Annotated in this window: 13 protein-coding genes; 7 read left to right on the forward strand and 6 right to left on the reverse strand. The window is 70.9% G+C overall.

What is annotated here, in order from left to right; all coding sequences use genetic code 11:
* Positions 1-9: 9 nt before the first annotated feature.
* Positions 10-537 carry a hypothetical protein gene (locus YIM_RS18750; RefSeq protein WP_153031583.1) on the forward strand — a complete coding sequence of 176 codons (528 nt, stop codon included), beginning with the start codon at positions 10-12 and terminating at the stop codon, positions 535-537.
* On the opposite strand, the gene YIM_RS18755 is transcribed toward YIM_RS18750, so the two are convergent.
* Positions 503-1,681, reverse strand: coding sequence for an amidohydrolase family protein (locus YIM_RS18755; RefSeq protein ID WP_153031584.1), 1,179 nt, complete (start codon positions 1,679-1,681; stop codon positions 503-505). The two genes, YIM_RS18750 and YIM_RS18755, sit on opposite strands and share 35 nt — an antisense overlap.
* Positions 1,682-1,817: 136 nt before the next feature.
* Between YIM_RS18755 and YIM_RS18760 the strand changes: the two genes are divergently transcribed.
* Both YIM_RS18760 and YIM_RS18765 read left to right on the forward strand, forming a co-directional pair.
* Positions 1,818-2,123, forward strand: coding sequence for a hypothetical protein (locus YIM_RS18760; RefSeq protein ID WP_153031585.1), 306 nt, complete (start codon positions 1,818-1,820; stop codon positions 2,121-2,123).
* Between the two features lie 199 nt (positions 2,124-2,322).
* A complete protein-coding gene (locus YIM_RS18765) occupies positions 2,323-3,384 on the forward strand; it encodes a nitric oxide synthase oxygenase (RefSeq protein ID WP_153037080.1) in 1,062 nt (353 codons plus the stop codon).
* A 337-nt stretch (positions 3,385-3,721) separates the two neighbouring features.
* On the opposite strand, the gene YIM_RS18770 is transcribed toward YIM_RS18765, so the two are convergent.
* From YIM_RS18770 to YIM_RS18780, 3 genes are all read right to left on the reverse strand, one after another.
* Positions 3,722-4,243: a hypothetical protein gene (locus tag YIM_RS18770; protein ID WP_153031586.1), complete on the reverse strand. Its 522-nt coding sequence runs from the start codon at positions 4,241-4,243 to the stop codon at positions 3,722-3,724.
* A gap of 75 nt (positions 4,244-4,318) precedes the next feature.
* Complete coding sequence (locus tag YIM_RS18775; RefSeq protein ID WP_153031587.1) at positions 4,319-4,654, reverse strand: DUF1330 domain-containing protein; 336 nt, start codon at positions 4,652-4,654, stop codon at positions 4,319-4,321.
* Positions 4,655-4,710: 56 nt separating this feature from the next.
* Positions 4,711-5,379 carry a GntR family transcriptional regulator gene (locus YIM_RS18780; protein ID WP_153031588.1) on the reverse strand — a complete coding sequence of 223 codons (669 nt, stop codon included), beginning with the start codon at positions 5,377-5,379 and terminating at the stop codon, positions 4,711-4,713.
* A 102-nt stretch (positions 5,380-5,481) separates the two neighbouring features.
* Here YIM_RS18780 and YIM_RS18785 point away from each other — a divergent pair, with 102 nt between their 5' ends.
* From YIM_RS18785 to YIM_RS18800, 4 genes are all read left to right on the forward strand, one after another.
* On the forward strand, positions 5,482-6,237 hold the full coding sequence (locus tag YIM_RS18785) for an HpcH/HpaI aldolase/citrate lyase family protein (RefSeq protein ID WP_153031589.1): 756 nt from the start codon (positions 5,482-5,484) through the stop codon (positions 6,235-6,237).
* Positions 6,234-7,550, forward strand: a complete 1,317-nt coding sequence (locus YIM_RS18790; RefSeq protein WP_153031590.1) for an MFS transporter — start codon at positions 6,234-6,236, stop codon at positions 7,548-7,550. The genes YIM_RS18785 and YIM_RS18790 overlap by 4 nt, the downstream gene beginning before the upstream one ends.
* Positions 7,547-8,350 carry a carbon-nitrogen hydrolase family protein gene (locus tag YIM_RS18795; protein WP_228004816.1) on the forward strand — a complete coding sequence of 268 codons (804 nt, stop codon included), beginning with the start codon at positions 7,547-7,549 and terminating at the stop codon, positions 8,348-8,350. The genes YIM_RS18790 and YIM_RS18795 overlap by 4 nt, the downstream gene beginning before the upstream one ends.
* A 105-nt stretch (positions 8,351-8,455) precedes the next feature.
* Positions 8,456-9,646 carry a glycoside hydrolase family 64 protein gene (locus YIM_RS18800; protein WP_153031591.1) on the forward strand — a complete coding sequence of 397 codons (1,191 nt, stop codon included), beginning with the start codon at positions 8,456-8,458 and terminating at the stop codon, positions 9,644-9,646.
* A gap of 19 nt (positions 9,647-9,665) precedes the next feature.
* On the opposite strand, the gene YIM_RS18805 is transcribed toward YIM_RS18800, so the two are convergent.
* Both YIM_RS18805 and YIM_RS18810 read right to left on the reverse strand, forming a co-directional pair.
* Complete coding sequence (locus tag YIM_RS18805) at positions 9,666-11,990, reverse strand: SpoIIE family protein phosphatase (protein ID WP_153031592.1); 2,325 nt, start codon at positions 11,988-11,990, stop codon at positions 9,666-9,668.
* Positions 11,991-16,532: a HAMP domain-containing protein gene (locus YIM_RS18810; RefSeq protein ID WP_153031593.1), complete on the reverse strand. Its 4,542-nt coding sequence runs from the start codon at positions 16,530-16,532 to the stop codon at positions 11,991-11,993.
* Between the last annotated feature and the right edge of the window lie 21 nt (positions 16,533-16,553).

Consider the following 16,553-nt stretch of genomic DNA (forward strand, 5'->3'; position numbering starts at 1 on the left):
ACTTTTCCCATGCACACCACTACCTCCCGGGTTCCGGGATTCCGGCTCGGCCCGCGGGCGCGCAAGTCCGTGGTGACCGTCCACATCGTCACCTCCGTCGGCTGGCTCGGCATCACGGTGGCCAACCTGGTGCTCGTGCTGATCGGCATGTCCACCGCCGATCCGGCCCGCCAGCACGCCGCCTTCCTGGCCATGGCGATGGTCGGCGAGACCCTGCTCGTCCCGGTCAGCCTGCTCGCCTTCGCCAGCGGGCTGGTGTTGTCGCTGGGCACCAAGTGGGGCCTGTTCCGGTACTGGTGGGTGGCGGTCAAGTTCGTGCTCACCCTGATCGCCGTGGTGCTCACGCCGCTGGCCTCGGTGCCGGGGCTGAGCGAGCTGGCCGAGGTGGTCTCCGCCGCGCCCGCCGGTCAGCTGATCGACACCGGCGAGTACGCCGTCGGCCTGCTCTCGGCCGGCTGCGTGTCGACAAGCATGTATCTGACCTGCGTGCTGATGACCGCGTTCAAGCCCGGCGGGCGGATCCGGAAACGGCGCTGAACGGCACGCCGTTGTGCCAGACCGCCCTGATCCGGTTCGCCAGGTCGCCGGTGTCCAGGCCGGTTCCCTCCAGCAGCACCAGATCCGCGCGCTTGCGCTCGGTGATCTCGCCCCGGTCGGCGGCCAGCCCGAGCAGTCTCGCGGCGTCCAAAGTGGACGCGCGGAGGGCGCCCGCCGCGCCGAGCCCGGCCTCGGCGAGGTGGTGGATCTCCCGCAGCGCGCCGGTGTGCGGGGTGACCGGGTTGTCGGTACCCATCGCGATCGGCACGCCGGCCGCCAGCGCGAGGCGCATCGACTCCCGGTGCGCCTCGGCCCGCTCGGCCGGGGCGTCGGCCTCCTGCGTGCAGGACAGCGTCGGCACGAACCACGTCCCGGCTTCGGCCATCGCCGCCACGGCTGCCTCGTCCAGGAAGACGCCGTGCTCGACGCTGGCCGCGCCCGCCCGCGCCGCCAGTTCCGCCGCGCGGGCGCCGTGCGCGTGCACCATCACCTTCCGCCCGCCCTGGCGCGCCGCCTCGTCGACCACCGCGACCATCTCCTCGGCGGTCAGCTGGACGTCGTGCACGCCGGTCCCGGCCGCGACCGAACCGGTGGCGGCCAGCTTGATCCAGTCCGCGCCCGCCCGCACCATCCGCCGGACCACCGCCCTGGCCTGGTCGGGCCCGTCGAAGACCGGATCGGGCATGGACGGGTCGCCGAAGAAGTCGACCGGCCCGATGCCCGCGCCCCAGTGGTCGCCGATGCTCCCGGTGGTGCCGGTCTGGCGAAGGCTGATCAGCACCTGCGGGCCGTCGATCCAGCCCTGTTCGACCGCGTGCCGCAGCCCGGCGTCGGCGCCCCAGGCGTCGCGCACGGTGGTGATGCCGAGGCCGAGCAGGGTGCGCAGCACGGGAACGGCGGACAGCACCCGGGCCGAGCGCGGCAGGCCGTACGGGTCGCCGCCGAGGGTCTGCGACATGCCGACGTGGGTGTGGCAGTCGATGAAGCCGGGCAGCAGCAGCCCGCCACCGCAGTCGATGGCCTCGTCGCCGTCGAGATCGGTGCCCACCGCGGCGATCCGGTCACCGTCGAGCACCACGTCGGCCCGGCTCACTTCCCCGGAGGCGGCGTCGAACACCGAGCCGCCGGTCAGCAGGTACCGCATCCCGGCATCCTGCCAGTTGCGGCTCGGCGGGGCATCAGTATTCTGCGTGGGCAATATTGCCTACGAGGAATATAGGAGGCGCTGTGGGGTTCGCGTTGCGGTTCGAACGGCGGCCGGCGCACTCGCGGGAGAAGGTGTGGCGCGCGCTGACCGGGCGGGACGAGCTGCGGACCTGGTTTGTCCAGATCCTCGACTACGACCGCTCACGCCTGGAGTTCACCGAAGGGGCCGAACGGGCCGGGTCGTCCGGGTCGAGCGGCCGCGCCTGCTGGAGTACACCTGGGACGGTGAGATCCTGCGCTTCGAGCTGACCGACGACGGTGAGCACGCCTGCAAGCCGGTCTTCACCAAGGTCGTCGACGGCCCCGAGACCGGTTCCGCGGTCGCGCCGGGCTGGGAGGCCGGACTCGACCTGCTCGCCGCTCATCTGGACGGTTTTTGAGCCACTTCTTTCCTGGTGAATTGTTCACCGGCTTGAACGACGGTAAAAATGCGCGGAATTCCATTCTTTGAGGTACGCTGCCCCTTTGTCATTTTTACGGCTCACCCTATTCGGGAAGTGAGGTAAAAAGGTGACCGGAACCGCCGTACGAGTGGTTTCGCTGCCGACGCAGCGGGTGGTTGGTGAACACAGCGTCAGCATGGCCGCGGCCGAGGAGTTCCTCCGTTTGCTTTACCACGAGCAACCTTCCGCGGGCGAGTTGTCCGTGCGGCTGGCCGAGGTCCGGGCCGAGATCGAGGCCACGGGCAGTTATCGGCAGACCGGGGCGGAGCTGGAATTCGGCGCCAGGGTCGCCTGGCGCAACGCCGACCGGTGCATCGGCAGGTTGTACTGGCGTGGCCTGAAAATTCGCGATCGGCGCGAGGTCACCGATGCCGCCGGTATTGCCGCGGAATGTTTCGATCACCTTCGCGAAGTGACCAGGGGAGGCCGGATAAGATCGGCGGTCACGATCTTCGCGCCCGATTCTCCCGCAGGTCACGGGCCGCGGATCTGGAATGAACAATTGATCCGTTACGCGGCCTATCGCCGTTCCGATGATTCGGTGCTGGGCGATCCGCGGAACCTCGCCTTCACCGATCTCGCGCGCCGGCTGGGCTGGTGCCCGCCGCCGGAGCGCGGCCCGTTCGACCTGCTGCCGTTGATCATCGAGGCGAACGAGGGCGAACTGCACTGGTTCACCCTGCCCGCCGACGCGGTGCTGGAGGTGCCGCTGAGCCATCCGGACCTGCCGTGGTTCGCCGGGCTGGGACTGCGGTGGCACGCGGTGCCCGCGATCAGCTGCATGCCGCTGGAGATCGGCGGGGTGCGGTACCCGGCGGCGCCGTTCAACGGCTGGTACATGGGCACCGAGGTGGGGGCTCGCAACCTCGCCGACAGCGGCCGGTACGACCTGGTGCCGCTGATCGCGCGGCGGATGGGCCTGCGGTCCGATGCGCTGTGGCGGGACCGGGCGCTGGTCGAGCTGATGGTGGCCGTGCACCACTCCTTCGAGGCGGCGGGGGTGACCATCGCCGACCACCACACCGAAGCGCGGCGGTTCCTCACGCACCTGGAACGCGAAGAGGAGGCCGGGCGAATGTGCCGGGCGGACTGGAGCTGGATCGTGCCGCCGCTCTCGGGCAGCCAGACCCCGGTGTTCCACCGGTACTACGACCCACCGGACACCGCCGTGCGCCCGGCCTTCCTGCCCGCTCAGTAGGCCCGGCCGCGGGTCGCTGCGCGGTGGCTCGGCAGGTTGCGCCCTCGTCCCGGGCTGGGATGGTCCTCAGCCCGGCCAGCCCCGCCCCGGCCAGGCTCGCCCCGGCCAGGCTCGCCCCGGCTCGGCTCGGCTCGGCTCGGCTCGGCCCGGCCCGGCTCGGCTCGGCTCGGCTCGGCTCGGCCCGGCTCGGCTCGGCTCGACCTGCCTCGGCCCGGCCCGGCCCGGCCCGGCCCGGCTCGGCTCGGCCCGGCTCGGCCCGGCTCGGCTCGGCTCGACCAGGCCCGCCCGCACTGCCCGGCGCGGGCGGGCCTGGTGCGGGGCAGGGCGAGTGCGACGCTCAGCCCGGTAGGGCGAAGAGTTCGCCCTGCACCGGAGCCTCCGGGGCCGGGGCCGCCGGTGTCACGGGAGCCGAAGCCACAGGAGCCGGAGCCTCCGGGGCCGGAGCCGCCGGGGAGGGTTCGGCGGGTGGTTCCGCCGGAGCCTGCGCGCACCACAGTTCCAGCGCCTCCAGCGAAGCGGCGGCCGCCTCCCTCGCCTCCGGGTCCTCGTGTGGGGCGCCTGCCAGTGCGGCGCGGGCGGTGAACAGGAGCTTCTCGCGGTCGGCGGGGGCGAGCCAGCCGGTGCGGTGCCAGGTGGCGAGCCGCTCGTTGGCCTCGTCGGCCAGTTCGGCGAGCAGGGCGATGTCCTCTTCGTCCAGTTCGAGCACACCGGGCGGGGCGCCGAGCCCGCCCGCGGTGTAGGTGGCCGCGGCCGGGATCGTTTCCGCGTACGTGGCGGCGGCGTGGTCCTGGCCGCGCACCGCGGCCTCGGTGGCGCACCAGGTCGTGATGGTCGCAACGGCTTCGTCGAGCGGGGTCATGAACACTTCCCCTCTTCTCGGGTGCTGCCCCCGATGGTGCCACCGCCTCCGCGCCGGACCTCGAGGGCGCGCCGATCACCCAGCCAGGCGCGCCGCCTTCGCCGCGGCGCTGTGGCCCGGCGCGACCCCGTCGACCAGCACCAGCTCCCCGGCCAGGTGGTCCGCGCGCAACGGCAGGATCTCCTGGTAGGCGGGCGAGTCGTACCAGGCCCTGGCCCGCGCCAGATCCGGGAACTCGACCAGCACCACGTCACCCGGCCAGTCGCCTTCCCGCACGTCCAGCTCACCGCCGTGGACCAGGAACCGCCCGCCGAACGGGTCGAGCGTGGCCTGCACCCGCGACATGTACTCCAGCACGGCGGGGTGGACGGATTCGGAACGCCGCAGGTGGGCGAGTGCGTAAGCGGTCATGAACCCATGCTGGCCGAGCCGCGTCAGCGCGTCGATTACGCCGGAGGTAATGACGCTCATTCCGGCAGCAGCGACAACACCTCCGAAACCGGGCGCAGGTGCTGGTTCAGGATGCGCGCGGCCTCGGTCTCGTCGTGCCGGCCGAGCGCGTCGACCAGGGCGCGGTGCTCGGCGTTGATCACCGGCAACCGGTCCGGCCTGGCCTGCAACGCGCGCACGGCGACCCGCTGCTGACGCGAGCGCAGCGTGTCGTACAGCTCGGTGAGCACGGAGTTCCCGGCGGCGTTGACCATCGCGCGGTGGAAGGTGCGGTCCAGGCCGGACACCTCGAACCAGTCGCCGGCCTCCCCGGCCCGTTCCATCGACTCCAGCAGTTCGGGCATCTGCTCCGGCACCCCGGCGCGGTTCGCGCACAGTGCTGCGATCGCGTGCCCCTCGATCAGCCGCCGGGTCTGGTAGACCTCCTCCAGTTCCCGTGCGGTGACCGTCCTGACCTGCGCGCCCTTGCGCGGCAGCAGACTGATGAACCGCTCGGCGGCCAGCCGGTGGAAGGCCTCGCGCACCGGGGTGCGCGACACCCCGACCACCCCGGAAACCCAGTGCTCGTCGAGGAACCGCCCGGCCTCGATCTCGCCGGAGATGATCCCGTCGCGCAGCCAGGTGTACACCCGGTCGCGGGCGGGGCCGCCGCCCGGCTGGGCGGGATCCGGCGCGGTCCTGGTCATGAAGCTCCCCTCCTCGGTGGCACGGGAGGAATCCTACACCCCTGGACATCTCGTGTATCCGCCATGTATACAAGGATTCCACTTGAGATGGTGGAGGTGTGCATGAACGCGAAACCCGCTGATCGGCGCTATGCGGTCTGGCTCTCCGACCCCGGCTTCGCCGCCGCGGAGATCGCCCGCGGCATCGGCTACGGGGCGGTGGTGCTGGACATCGAGCACGGTGCCTTCGACCTGGCCGACCTGGAACGGTTCATCCCGTTCGCCCGCGCGCTCGGGCTCGAGGTGCTGGCCAAGGTGCTGGGCCCCGAACGCGGCCCGATCCAGCAGGCGCTGGACTTCGGCGCGGACGCGGTGGTCGTCCCGCACGTGGAGAACGCCGCGCACGCCGAGGAGGTCACCGCGTTCGCGAAGTTCCCGCCGCTGGGTGACCGCAGCTTCGCCGGCGGGCGGACCACCGGCTACGGCGGGTTCACCGACGCGTGGGTGTCCGAACAGGACAGTCGAACCCGCTGCCTGCCGATGATCGAGGACGCCGGTGCCGTCGAAGAGATCGACGCGATCCTGGCACTGGACACAGTGGACGGTGTGTTCGTCGGCCCGTCGGATCTCTCGCTGCGGCGCGAACGCGGTGCCTACTCACGCACCGACGGCGACTTCGCCGACCTCCGGCGCGTCGCCGAAGCCGCGGCCGCCGCGGGCAAGCCGTGGGTGCTGCCCGCGTGGAGCGAGGCCGAGAAGGAGTTCGCCGCGCGGCACGGCGCCGACCAGCTGGCGCTGATCATGCAGCACGGCGCGCTCGCGGCCGGGTTCGCCGCGCCCTTCGAGCAGATGACCGCCATCGACGCCCGGTACCGATGACCACCGCCAGGGAAACGGTGAAGACCGGACGGGCGCGCTGGGGCATCGCCGGGGTGCTCGGCGTCGGCATGTTCGTCAACTACATCGACCGCGTGAACCTGTCCATCGCCGCGCCCGAGATCATGCGGGACTTCGAGATCAGCGCGTCGCAGATGGGCCTGCTGTCCTCGGCGTTCCTGTGGACCTACGCCATGCTGCAGCTGCCGATCGGCTCGATCGTCGACCGGATCGGCGTGCGCTGGGTGAACCGGGTCGCGGCGGCGTTGTGGGCGGTGGCCTCGTTCGCCTCCGCCGCGGCGGGCGGGCTGGGGTTGCTGCTCGCGTCGCGGCTGGTGCTCGGTGTCGGTGAGGCGCCGACGATCCCGGCGGGCTGGAAGGCGATCGGGCAGTGGTTCCCGCGTCAGGAGCGCGGTACCGCCACGGCGATCTTCGACGGCTGCGCGAAGGCCTCGAACGTGCTCGGCATCCCGGTGATGGCGTTCCTGGTCACCACCTTCAGCTGGCACGCGGCGTTCCTGTTCACCGGGGCGCTCAGCGTGGCGTACCTGCTGGTGTGGTGGTTCCTCTACCTCACGCCGAAGCAGGCGCTGGCGCGCGGCAGGCTCACCGAAGCCGAGTTCGCCTACATCCGGGAGAACGGCGCCGAGGACGAGGACGCCACCAACACCGGTTCCTCCCTGCGCGGGCTCGGACACCTGCTGCGCCGCCGCAAGACCTGGGGGCTCGCGCTCGGTTACGCCTCCTACACCTACGCCTACTACGTGCTGCTCACCTGGCTGCCCGGCTACCTGGAGAAGCAGTTCGGGGTGAAGCTGCTGGCCGGTGGCGTCTACACGATGATCCCGTGGCTGGTGGCGGTCGCCGCGCAGTTCCTGATCGCCGGGGTGGTGATGGACCGGCTGATCGCGCGCAGCGGCGACGAGACGAAGGTGCGGCGGATCGTGCTCGTGGTGAGCATGCTGGTCTCGCTCTCGGTGGCGGGTGCGGCCTACGCCGATTCGGTGGCCGTGGCGCTGGTGTTCCTTTCGATCGGCGCGGCCGGGCTCGCGGTGTCCGTGCCCGCGGGCGCCAGCATCGTCGCGCTGATCGCACCGCAGGGATTCACCGGCACGCTCGGCGGCATCGTCAACTTCGTGGCGAACCTGTTCGGCATCGCCGCGCCGATCGTCACCGGCGCGGTGGTCGACGTGACCGGCTCGTTCGCCGGTGCCTTCCTGGTCACCGGCGTGGTGCTGGTGGCCGGAATCCTGTGTTACACCCTGGTACTGGGCCGGATCGAACCGATGCCCGCCCCCGAAACGGAAAGAGGATGAGGATCATGGTGCACGTCGCCGTCGCGCAGTTCGCCCCCGGCGAGGACAAGCGGGCGAACCTGGCGGAGGTCACCCGGCTGGCGGACGAGGCGGTCGCGCGCGGCGCCAGGGTGGTGGTGCTGCCCGAGTACGCCATGTTCACCGTGCCGACGATGGACGAGCGGTTCGTCGAATCCGCCGAGCCGCTGGACGGGGAGTGGGTCTCCGGGCTGCGCGCGCTGGCCGCCGAACGCCGGGTCACCCTGGTCGCGGGCGTCAACGAGGCGCTGCCCGGTACCGGCCGCATCGCCAACACGCTGGTCGCGGCGGGGGAGGACGGCTCGATCGCCGCGCTCTACCGCAAGCTGCACCTCTACGACGCGTTCGGCTTCCGCGAGTCCGACTTCGTCCGGTCGGGGGAGATCGAGCTGCCCGAGACCTTCCAGGTCGACGGCCTCACCTTCGGCCTGCAGACCTGCTACGACCTGCGGTTCCCCGAGGTGACGCGGCGGCTGGTGGACGCGGGCGCGGACGTGGTGCTGCTGCCCGCGGAGTGGGTGCCGGGACCGCTCAAGGAGGATCACTGGACCACGTTGATCCGTGCGCGGGCCATCGAGAACACCATCTACCTGGCCGCGGCCGGCCAGTGCGCGCCGACCGGTTCGGGCAACAGCCTGATCGCCGACCCGATGGGCGTGGTCGTCACGGCGCTGGGGGAGCGGACCGCGACCGCGGGCGCCGAGCTGACCAGGGAGCGCATCGACGAGGTGCGCGCGAAGAACCCGGCACTGCGGCTGCGGCGGTTCAAGATCACCGCCTGAACCGATCCCGATCATTTCCGATCATGCGTTTGACTTCGCTCGGTGGTCTGGACCAAGTTGTTGGTTAGTTTCTGTCCGGTCCCCCCATTGTCGAGGAGTCTGATCATGATCTCTCGCCGCGCCTTCATCGGCGGTTCCGCCGCGGCGCTGGCCGGTGTCGCGCTGAGCCGGTTCGCGCCGGCTTCGGCCGCCACGCCGGAGACGTTCAACCTGAGCATTCGCAACGAGTCCGGCTCCGGGACCGCGTATGCCTACGTCACCGGGCTTTCCGACGGGAAGCCGGTTTTTGTCAAGGAGGGCGGGGCGACCTACTTCCCGCCGTCACCCGGTGAGCCGACCACGCCGCTGGGCGAGGACTGCGCCATCCCGCTCGGCGGGCCGGGCAGCACCACGTCGGTCCGCGTGCCGCGCATGTACGGCGCGCGGATCTACGTGGTCACCGAGAAGAAGATGACCTTCTTCGTCAACCCCGGCCCGAACGTGGTGCACCCGAGCTTCCTCAACCCGGACGACCCGAACTACGCGCTGGACTGGTCGTTCGCCGAGTTCACCTTCAACGAGGCCGAGCTCTTTGTGAACGTCAGCTACGTGGACTTCGTCGCGGCGCCGCTCTCGCTCGGGCTGACCACGCTGTCCGGGGCGTCCGACAGCGTGCCCGGCCTGCCCGCCGGCGCGCTCGACGACATCTGCTCGGCGCTGGAGGCCCAGGCCGCCAAGGACGGCGCGCCGTGGGGCAAGCTGATCCAGAAGGCCGACGGCCGCAACCTGCGGGCGATGAGCGCGCACTACCAGTCCGCGGAGTTCGGCGACTACTTCGCCGGGTACGTGGACGAGGTGTGGGCCAAGTACGGCGGCAGCCCGCTGACCGTGGACACGCAGGCGTCGTGGGGCAAGGTGACCGCGCAGGTCGCCGACGGGGTGCTGAAGTTCGACAACGGCGAGACCTTCGCCAAGCCCAGCACCGCGGACATCCTCAGCTGCGACTCGGGTCCGTTCGCCCTGGACGGCGCCAGCGACGTGCGGAAGGCGATCATCCCGCGGCTCGCGGCCGCGCTGAACCGCACCACGCTGCGGGACAACGCCGACCAGCCGAACGGGGAGAAGCCGGAGAACTTCTACAAGACCGAGCGGACGAACCACTACGCCCGCATCGTGCACGAGCGGCTGCCGGACAACCGGGGCTACGCCTTCCCGTACGACGACGTCACGTCGACGGGCGGCCCGGACTTCAGCGGCGCGGTGCGTGCCGGTGACCCGGACACCCTGACCATCACGCTGAAGTCGCTGCACTCGTAACGGCGCGGCCCCGGCGGACTCAGTCGAGCTGGATGCCGACGATGCAGGTGTCGTCGTCGGTGTCGGCGTTGCTGTGCGTGAGCAGGTGGTCGAGCTTGCCCTGCAGCGAGTCCGCCGGTGCCTCGGCCAGCGTGAGCAGTTGCGTGATCGCCTCGTCGATGGAGCGGCCCTTCCGCTCGATCAGGCCGTCGGTGTAGAGCAGCAGGATGTCCGACGGCGCCAGCTGCACGCTCTGCTCCTCGTACTCGGCCAGCGCCGTGGCACCGAGCAGGATGCCGCCGATCATCGGCTGGCAGCTGGCCCGCTGCCGCCGGATCAGCACCGGCGGCAGGTGCCCGGCGCGCGCCCACCGCAGCACGCGCGTCGCCGGGTCGTAGATGCCGCACACCGCGGTCGCGATCACGCGTTTCGCCAGGTGGTGCGCCACCAGGTTCAGCCAGGTCAGCAGCTGCGCCGGACCGGCGCCGGTGGCGGCGAGCCCGCGCAGGGCGTTGCGCAGCACCACCATGCCGGTCGCCGCCTCGATGCCGTGCCCGGCGATGTCGCCGACCGAGAGCAGGATCTGCTTGGACGGCAGGGTTACCGCGTCGTACCAGTCGCCGCCGACGAGCTGGTCGTTCTCGGCAGGCCGGTAGTGCACGGCCACGTGCAGCCCGGCGGTGGCGATCGGGTCGGGCGCGGTCGGCATGATCGCGCGCTGCAGGTGCAGCGCCAGCCGGTTGCGCTCGGCGGACTGCTGCTCGGTGTGCGCGAGCTGGTCCCGCGTGGCCGCCAGCGCCACCTCGGTCCAGTGCTGCGCGGAGATGTCCTGGTACGCCCCGCGCACGGTGAGCAGCCGCCCGTCCGCGTCGAGCACCGGATCGGCGATCACCCGGATGTGCCGGGAGATGCCGTCCGGCCGCTGCAACCGGAACGCGGTCGACGCCGGACGGCGGTGGTGCAGCAGGGTGCGCAGGAACCGGCCGATGGCGATCGCGTCGTCGGGATCGGCGTGGGAGGCCAGCCGTTGCAGCGCGATGGGCTCGGCCGTCACCGGCAGCCCGTACAGCGTGAAGACCTCGGTGTTCCAGGCGATCTCACCGGTGACCGCGTTCTCCTCGAAGCCGCCGATCCGGCCGAGCCGCTGCGCGTGCTGGAGCAGGCTGGCCAGCCGCGCGGTCTCGTCCTGCACCCGCCAGATCAGCAGCACCGCCCCGCCGTGGCGGCTGACGCTGATGCCCGCGGTCAGCGTCACCGGCACCTGATCGACCAGCGTGGTGAGCGTGGTCTGCTTGGCGTGGAACGGTTCCCCGGTGGCGTGCACGTGCTCGACCTTGTCGAACAGCCCGCTCTTCCCGGCCACCATCGGGTAGACCTCGAGCAGCCGCGCGCCGGCCACGGCGCCGCGCGGGCGTCCGGCCGGATCGGCGAAGACGGTGTTGGCGTGGTGGATGCGGAAGTCGAGCAGCCCCCCGTCGGGGCCGAGTTCGGGCAGCAGCACCAGAGCCGGGTCGAGCACCGCGTCGGCGACCGACACCAGCCGGGCGACGCCGGGTTCGTCCGACGGCGCGGTTTCGGTGGCCGGGGCGTCCAGCGTGCGGGCGCACAGGTCGGCCAGCGCCTCGATCTGCCGCTCGATCTGCCGCGACTGCCTGGCCAGCGGTTCCGGCCAGCAGATCTCCAGCACGCCGAGGATGCGCCCGCCCGCGTCGGCGGGCACGGTCACCCGCGCCCCGGAGACCTCGCGGTGCCCGATCGACGGCGTCGCGAGGTGTTCCAGCCACACCAGGCGGCGTTCGGCGAGCGCGCGGCGCGCGGGCGTGGCGAGGCCGGGTGGGACGTAGCGCCACCGCCGGCCCTCTTCCGGGCTGAGCCCCGCGAAACCCGCCAGTGAAAGGGAAGCGTCCGCCCCGGCCGCCCAGATGGCGACCGCGGTCGCGCCCAGCGGAGCCAGCGCGTGCGCCAGCAGCGACTCCGCGACGGCCTGCGCGTCGGACGCCACCGAAACGCCGCTTTCCGCGCTGCGCAACCGAACCGCGGCCGACGGGCCGGGGTCATCCACCGCCGCCTCCATCAGCTCGCCGGTGGCTTCGCCGAGCTTGTCCCGCGCGGACTGGTTGATGATGTCCGCGGCCAGTTCCAGCTGCGGCACCCCGGCCCGCTCCGCCAGTTCGGCCAGCTGCCGCGCGGCCTGCGACGGTCCACAGTGGAGTCTTTCCACCAGGATGCCCTTGGCCAGCTCGACCAGCGCGCGGCCCTCGGTCCCGGCGTGCGCCTGGCGGACCTCGGCCCGCAGCCGCTCGACGGTCGCCGCGAGCCTGCTCAGGTTCGAAGTGTCCCCGTTCTCCTCCGGGCGCCCCGGCATCTAGTCCTCCAGCCACCGCTGGATGCAGGCCAGCAGGTGCGCCGAGTCCACCGGTTTGGTCACGTAGTCGCTGGCACCGGAGCCGAGGCTCTTCTCCTGGTCACCGGGCATCGCCTTGGCGGTGACCGCGATGATCGGCAGCTCGCGGTGCTCGGGCATGGCCCTGATCGCCGCGGTGGCCGCGTACCCGTCCATCTCCGGCATCATCACATCCATCAGCACCAGGTCGATCTCCGGGTGCTCGAGCAGTGTCTCCACCCCGCGGCGCCCGTTCTCCGCGTGCAGCACACGCAGGCCGTGCACCTCCAGCATGCTGGTCAGCGCGAAGACGTTGCGGGTGTCGTCGTCGACCACCAGCACGGTCCGCCCGGCCACGCGCCGGTCCACCTCACGCGGCGACTTCGGTGATTCGGAGGCCCGCGCGCGGACCAGCGGCAGCACGTCGCCGGGCTGCTCGGCGGTCATGTGCAGGGCGATCCGCTCCCGCAGCTCGTCCAGGCTGGACAGCAGTTCCAGCGGCTGGGTGCTGGCTCTGGCCTGGAGCGCGCGTTCGGCGTCCCCGCCGAGCCGCCGGTTGTGGTGGGCCAGCACCGGGACCGCGCGCAGTGCCGAATCGCCGTCCATCGCGGCGAGGAAGCGCAGCCCGGCGCCGTCGGGCATGTCCAGTTCCAGCACCACGCAGTGGAACGCCTGCGAGGCCAGCGTGGCGGCGGCCTCCTCGGCACCGACCACGGTGACCAGCTCGACCGGTCCGCGGGTCTCGATCACGTCCGTCACCTCGGCCAGGTCGGCGAGCACGCTCTCGGCCACCAGCGACAGCAGGCCGCGCGGGTACTTCTCGATCACCAGCAGCCGCCGCTGCTGGGACGGCGCGGACACCGTGGGCGAGGACACTACGGGCGAGGACACCGCGGGCGGCGCCGGGGCGGGCGCGGGCACCGGCGAGATCTCCTCGAAGTCCGGCCGGGCCACCGGCAGGTACAGGGTGAACGTGCTGCCGTGGGCGGGCGTGCTGGACACGGTGATCACCCCGCCGAGCAGGAAGGCGATCTCGCGGCTGATCGACAGGCCGAGCCCGGTGCCGCCGTACTTGCGGCTGGTGGTGCCGTCGGCCTGCTGGAAGGCCCCGAAGATGGACTGCAGCTGCTGCTCGGGAATGCCGATGCCGGTGTCGGTGACCCGGAAGGCGATGGCCGCGCCGTGGTGGCCGACCTGGGCGGGCAGTTCCGGCGCCGCCGCCGGCTCGATGTGCAACTCGACGCCGCCCTCCTCGGTGAACTTCACCGCGTTGGACAGCAGGTTGCGCAGCACCTGGCGCAGCCGCGAGTCGTCGGTGAGCAGGTCGACCGGCACTCCCGGCGCGGTGGTCACCCGGAAGCTCAGGTTCTTCTGCGTGGTCAGCGGCCGGAAGGTGGCCTCGACGTAGTCCAGCAGCCGCCGCAGTGGGACCCGCTCCGGGCTGATGTCCATCTTGCCCGCCTCGACCTTCGACAGGTCGAGGATGTCGTTGATCAGCTGCAGCAGGTCCGAGCCGGCCGAGTGGATGATCCCGGCGTACTCGACCTGCTTCGAGGTCAGGTTCCGGGTGGGGTTCTGGGCCAGCAGCTGCGCCAGGATGAGCAGGCTGTTCAACGGGGTCCGCAGCTCGTGGCTCATGTTCGCGAGGAACTCGGACTTGTACTTCGAGGCGATGGTGAGCTGCTGCGCGCGGGTCTCCAGTTCCTGCCTGGCCTGCTCGATCTCCAGGTTCTTCGCCTCGATGTCGCTGTTCTGGCTGGCCAGCAGCGCGGCCTTCTCCTCCAGTTCGGCGTTGGACCGCTGCAGTTCCTCCTGCCGGATCTGGAGTTCGCCCGAGCGCGACTGCAGTTCGGTGGCCAGTCGCTGCGACTCGCCCAGCAGCTCGTCGGTGCGGGAGTTGGCCACGATGGTGTTCACGTTGACGCCGACGGTTTCCATCAGCTGGTCGAGGAAGTCCCGGTGGGTGGCGGTGAACCGGTGCACCGAGGCCAGCTCGATCACGCCGAGCACCTGGTCCTCCACCACGATCGGCAGGACAAGCAGATTGGTCGGCGCGGTCTGGCCCAGCCCGGAGGAGATGGCGATGAATCCGGCGGGCATCTCGTCCACCGCGATCGTCCGCCTGCTGCGGGCGGCCTGGCCGACCAGCGACTCACCGAAGCGGAAGCGGACCTCGCGGCCGGCGGCCGGGTGCCCGTACGCGCCGATCAACCGCAGTTCTCCGACGTCGTCGGCGGAGTCCTCGGCCAGGTAGAAGGCGCCGTACTGGGCCGAGACCAGCGGCGTCAGCTCGTCCATGATCAGCTCGGCGACCACCCGCAGGTCGCGGCGGCCCTGCATCAGGCTGGAGATGCGGGCCAGGTTCGACTTGAGCCAGTCCTGCTCCTGGTTGGCCTTGGTGGTCTCACGCAGCGACTCCACCATCGAGTTGATGTTGTCCTTGAGTTCGGCGACCTCGCCGGAGGCCTCCACCGAAATGGACCGGGTCAGGTCGCCGGTGGCCACCGCGCTGGCCACCTCGGCGATGGCGCGCACCTGCCGGGTCAGGTTCCCGGCCAGTTCGTTGACGTTCTCGGTCAGCCGCTTCCAGGTCCCGGACACGCCCTCGACCTCGGCCTGCCCGCCGAGACGGCCTTCGCTGCCGACCTCGCGCGCCACGCGCGTCACCTCGGCGGCGAACGCGGAAAGCGTGTCGACCATGGTGTTGATGGTGGTCTTGAGTTCGAGGATCTCACCGCGCGCGTCGACGTCGATCTTGCGGGTCAGGTCGCCCAGCGCCACCGCGGTGGTCACCTGGGCGATGTTGCGCACCTGGTTGGTCAGGTTGTTCGCCATGAAGTTGACGTTGTCGGTGAGGTCCTTCCAGGTGCCCGCCACGTTCGGCACCTGAGCCTGCCCGCCGAGCATGCCCTCGGTGCCCACTTCGCGGGCGACGCGGGTGACCTCGTCGGCGAAGGCGGAAAGCGTGTCCACCATCGTGTTGATCACCCCGGCGAGCGCGGCGACCTCGCCCTTGGCCTCCACGGTGATCTTCTGCGAGAGGTCGCCGCGGGCGACGGCGGTGGCGACCTGGGCGATGGAGCGCACCTGACCGGTCAGGTTCGACGCCATCACGTTCACGTTGTCGGTCAGGTCCTCCCAGGTGCCGGACACCCCGCGCACGGTGGCCTGCCCGCCGAGGTTGCCCTCGGTGCCGACCTCGCGCGCGACACGGGTGACTTCGTCGGCGAAGGCGGAGAGCTGGTCGACCATCGTGTTGATGGTTTCCTTCAGCTCCAGGATCTCCCCGCGCGCGTCGACGCGGATCTTCTGCGACAGGTCGCCCTTGGCCACCGCGGTGGTCACCTGCGCGATGGACCGCACCTGCGCGGTCAGGTTGTCCGCCATCACGTTCACCGATTCGGTGAGCGCCTTCCAGGTGCCGGACACGCCCTTGACGTCGGCCTGCCCGCCGAGACGGCCTTCGGTGCCGACTTCGCGGGCGACGCGGGTGACTTCGTCGGCGAAGGCGGAGAGCTGGTCGACCATGGTGTTGATGGTGTTCTTGAGTTCCAGGATCTCCCCGCGCGCGGTGACGGTGATCTTCTGCGAGAGGTCACCGCGGGCCACGGCGGTGGCGACCTGGGCGATCGAGCGCACCTGCGCGGTCAGGTTGCCCGCCATGAAGTTCACCGAGTCGGTCAGATCGCGCCAGGTCCCGGAAACGCCCTTCACGTCGGCCTGGCCGCCGAGAATTCCCTCGGTACCCACTTCGCGCGCCATTCTGGTGACTTCGTCGGCGAACGAGGAGAGCTGGTCGACCATCGTGTTGATGGTGTTCTTGAGTTCCAGGATTTCGCCGCGCGCGTCCACGTCGATTTTCTGCGAAAGATCACCTTTGGCCACCGCGGTGGTCACCTGCGCGATATTGCGCACCTGGTCGGTGAGATTTCCCGCCATGAAATTCACCGAATCGGTGAGATCGCGCCACACCCCGCCGACCCCGGGTACCTGCGCCTGCCCGCCGAGGCGGCCCTCGCTGCCCACTTCGCGGGCGACGCGGGTGACCTCGTCGGCGAACGAGGAGAGCTGGTCGACCATCGTGTTGACGGTTTCCTTCAGCTCCAGGATCTCGCCGCGCGCGTCCACGTCGATCTTCTGCGAAAGATCACCACTGGCCACCGCGGTGGCCACCTGCGCGATGTCGCGCACCTGCGTGGTGAGGTTGCCCGCCATCGCGTTCACCGAATCGGTGAGGTCCTCCCAGGTGCCCGAAACCCCGGGTACCTGCGCCTGCCCGCCGAGGCGCCCGTCGGTACCCACTTCGCGGGCCACCCTGGTGACCTCGGAGGTGAACACGGAAAGCTGGTCCACCATGCCGTTGAACACGGTGGCTATTTCCCCGAGCAGGCCGTCGGCGTCGTCCGGGAGCCGGATACCGAAATCGCCGTCGCGGACCGCGGTCAGCCCCGCCAGCAATTGGCGCAGTTCCGGCTGCTCGGCCCGGTGCGGTGCGCGGTTTTCACTGATCGTCGCCTCACCCATGGCACAACCCCGCTTCGAATC

This window comes from Amycolatopsis sp. YIM 10 (genome assembly GCF_009429145.1).
GTDB lineage: Bacteria > Actinomycetota > Actinomycetes > Mycobacteriales > Pseudonocardiaceae > Amycolatopsis.

Excerpts from the sequence above, each read along its gene's own strand:
- YIM_RS18810 (WP_153031593.1), bottom strand. The coding sequence starts at position 16,532 with ATGGGTGAGGCGACGATCAGTGAAAACCGCGCACCGCACCGGGCCGAG.
- YIM_RS18750 (WP_153031583.1), top strand. The coding sequence starts at position 10 with ATGCACACCACTACCTCCCGGGTTCCGGGATTCCGGCTCGGCCCGCGG.
- YIM_RS18800 (WP_153031591.1), top strand. The coding sequence starts at position 8,456 with ATGATCTCTCGCCGCGCCTTCATCGGCGGTTCCGCCGCGGCGCTGGCC.
- YIM_RS18765 (WP_153037080.1), top strand. The coding sequence starts at position 2,323 with ATGGCCGCGGCCGAGGAGTTCCTCCGTTTGCTTTACCACGAGCAACCT.
- YIM_RS18785 (WP_153031589.1), top strand. The coding sequence starts at position 5,482 with ATGAACGCGAAACCCGCTGATCGGCGCTATGCGGTCTGGCTCTCCGAC.
- YIM_RS18805 (WP_153031592.1), bottom strand. The coding sequence starts at position 11,990 with ATGCCGGGGCGCCCGGAGGAGAACGGGGACACTTCGAACCTGAGCAGG.
- YIM_RS18795 (WP_228004816.1), top strand. The coding sequence starts at position 7,547 with ATGAGGATCATGGTGCACGTCGCCGTCGCGCAGTTCGCCCCCGGCGAG.
- YIM_RS18755 (WP_153031584.1), bottom strand. The coding sequence starts at position 1,681 with ATGCGGTACCTGCTGACCGGCGGCTCGGTGTTCGACGCCGCCTCCGGG.
- YIM_RS18775 (WP_153031587.1), bottom strand. The coding sequence starts at position 4,654 with ATGACCGCTTACGCACTCGCCCACCTGCGGCGTTCCGAATCCGTCCAC.
- YIM_RS18790 (WP_153031590.1), top strand. The coding sequence starts at position 6,234 with ATGACCACCGCCAGGGAAACGGTGAAGACCGGACGGGCGCGCTGGGGC.
- YIM_RS18770 (WP_153031586.1), bottom strand. The coding sequence starts at position 4,243 with ATGACCCCGCTCGACGAAGCCGTTGCGACCATCACGACCTGGTGCGCC.
- YIM_RS18780 (WP_153031588.1), bottom strand. The coding sequence starts at position 5,379 with ATGACCAGGACCGCGCCGGATCCCGCCCAGCCGGGCGGCGGCCCCGCC.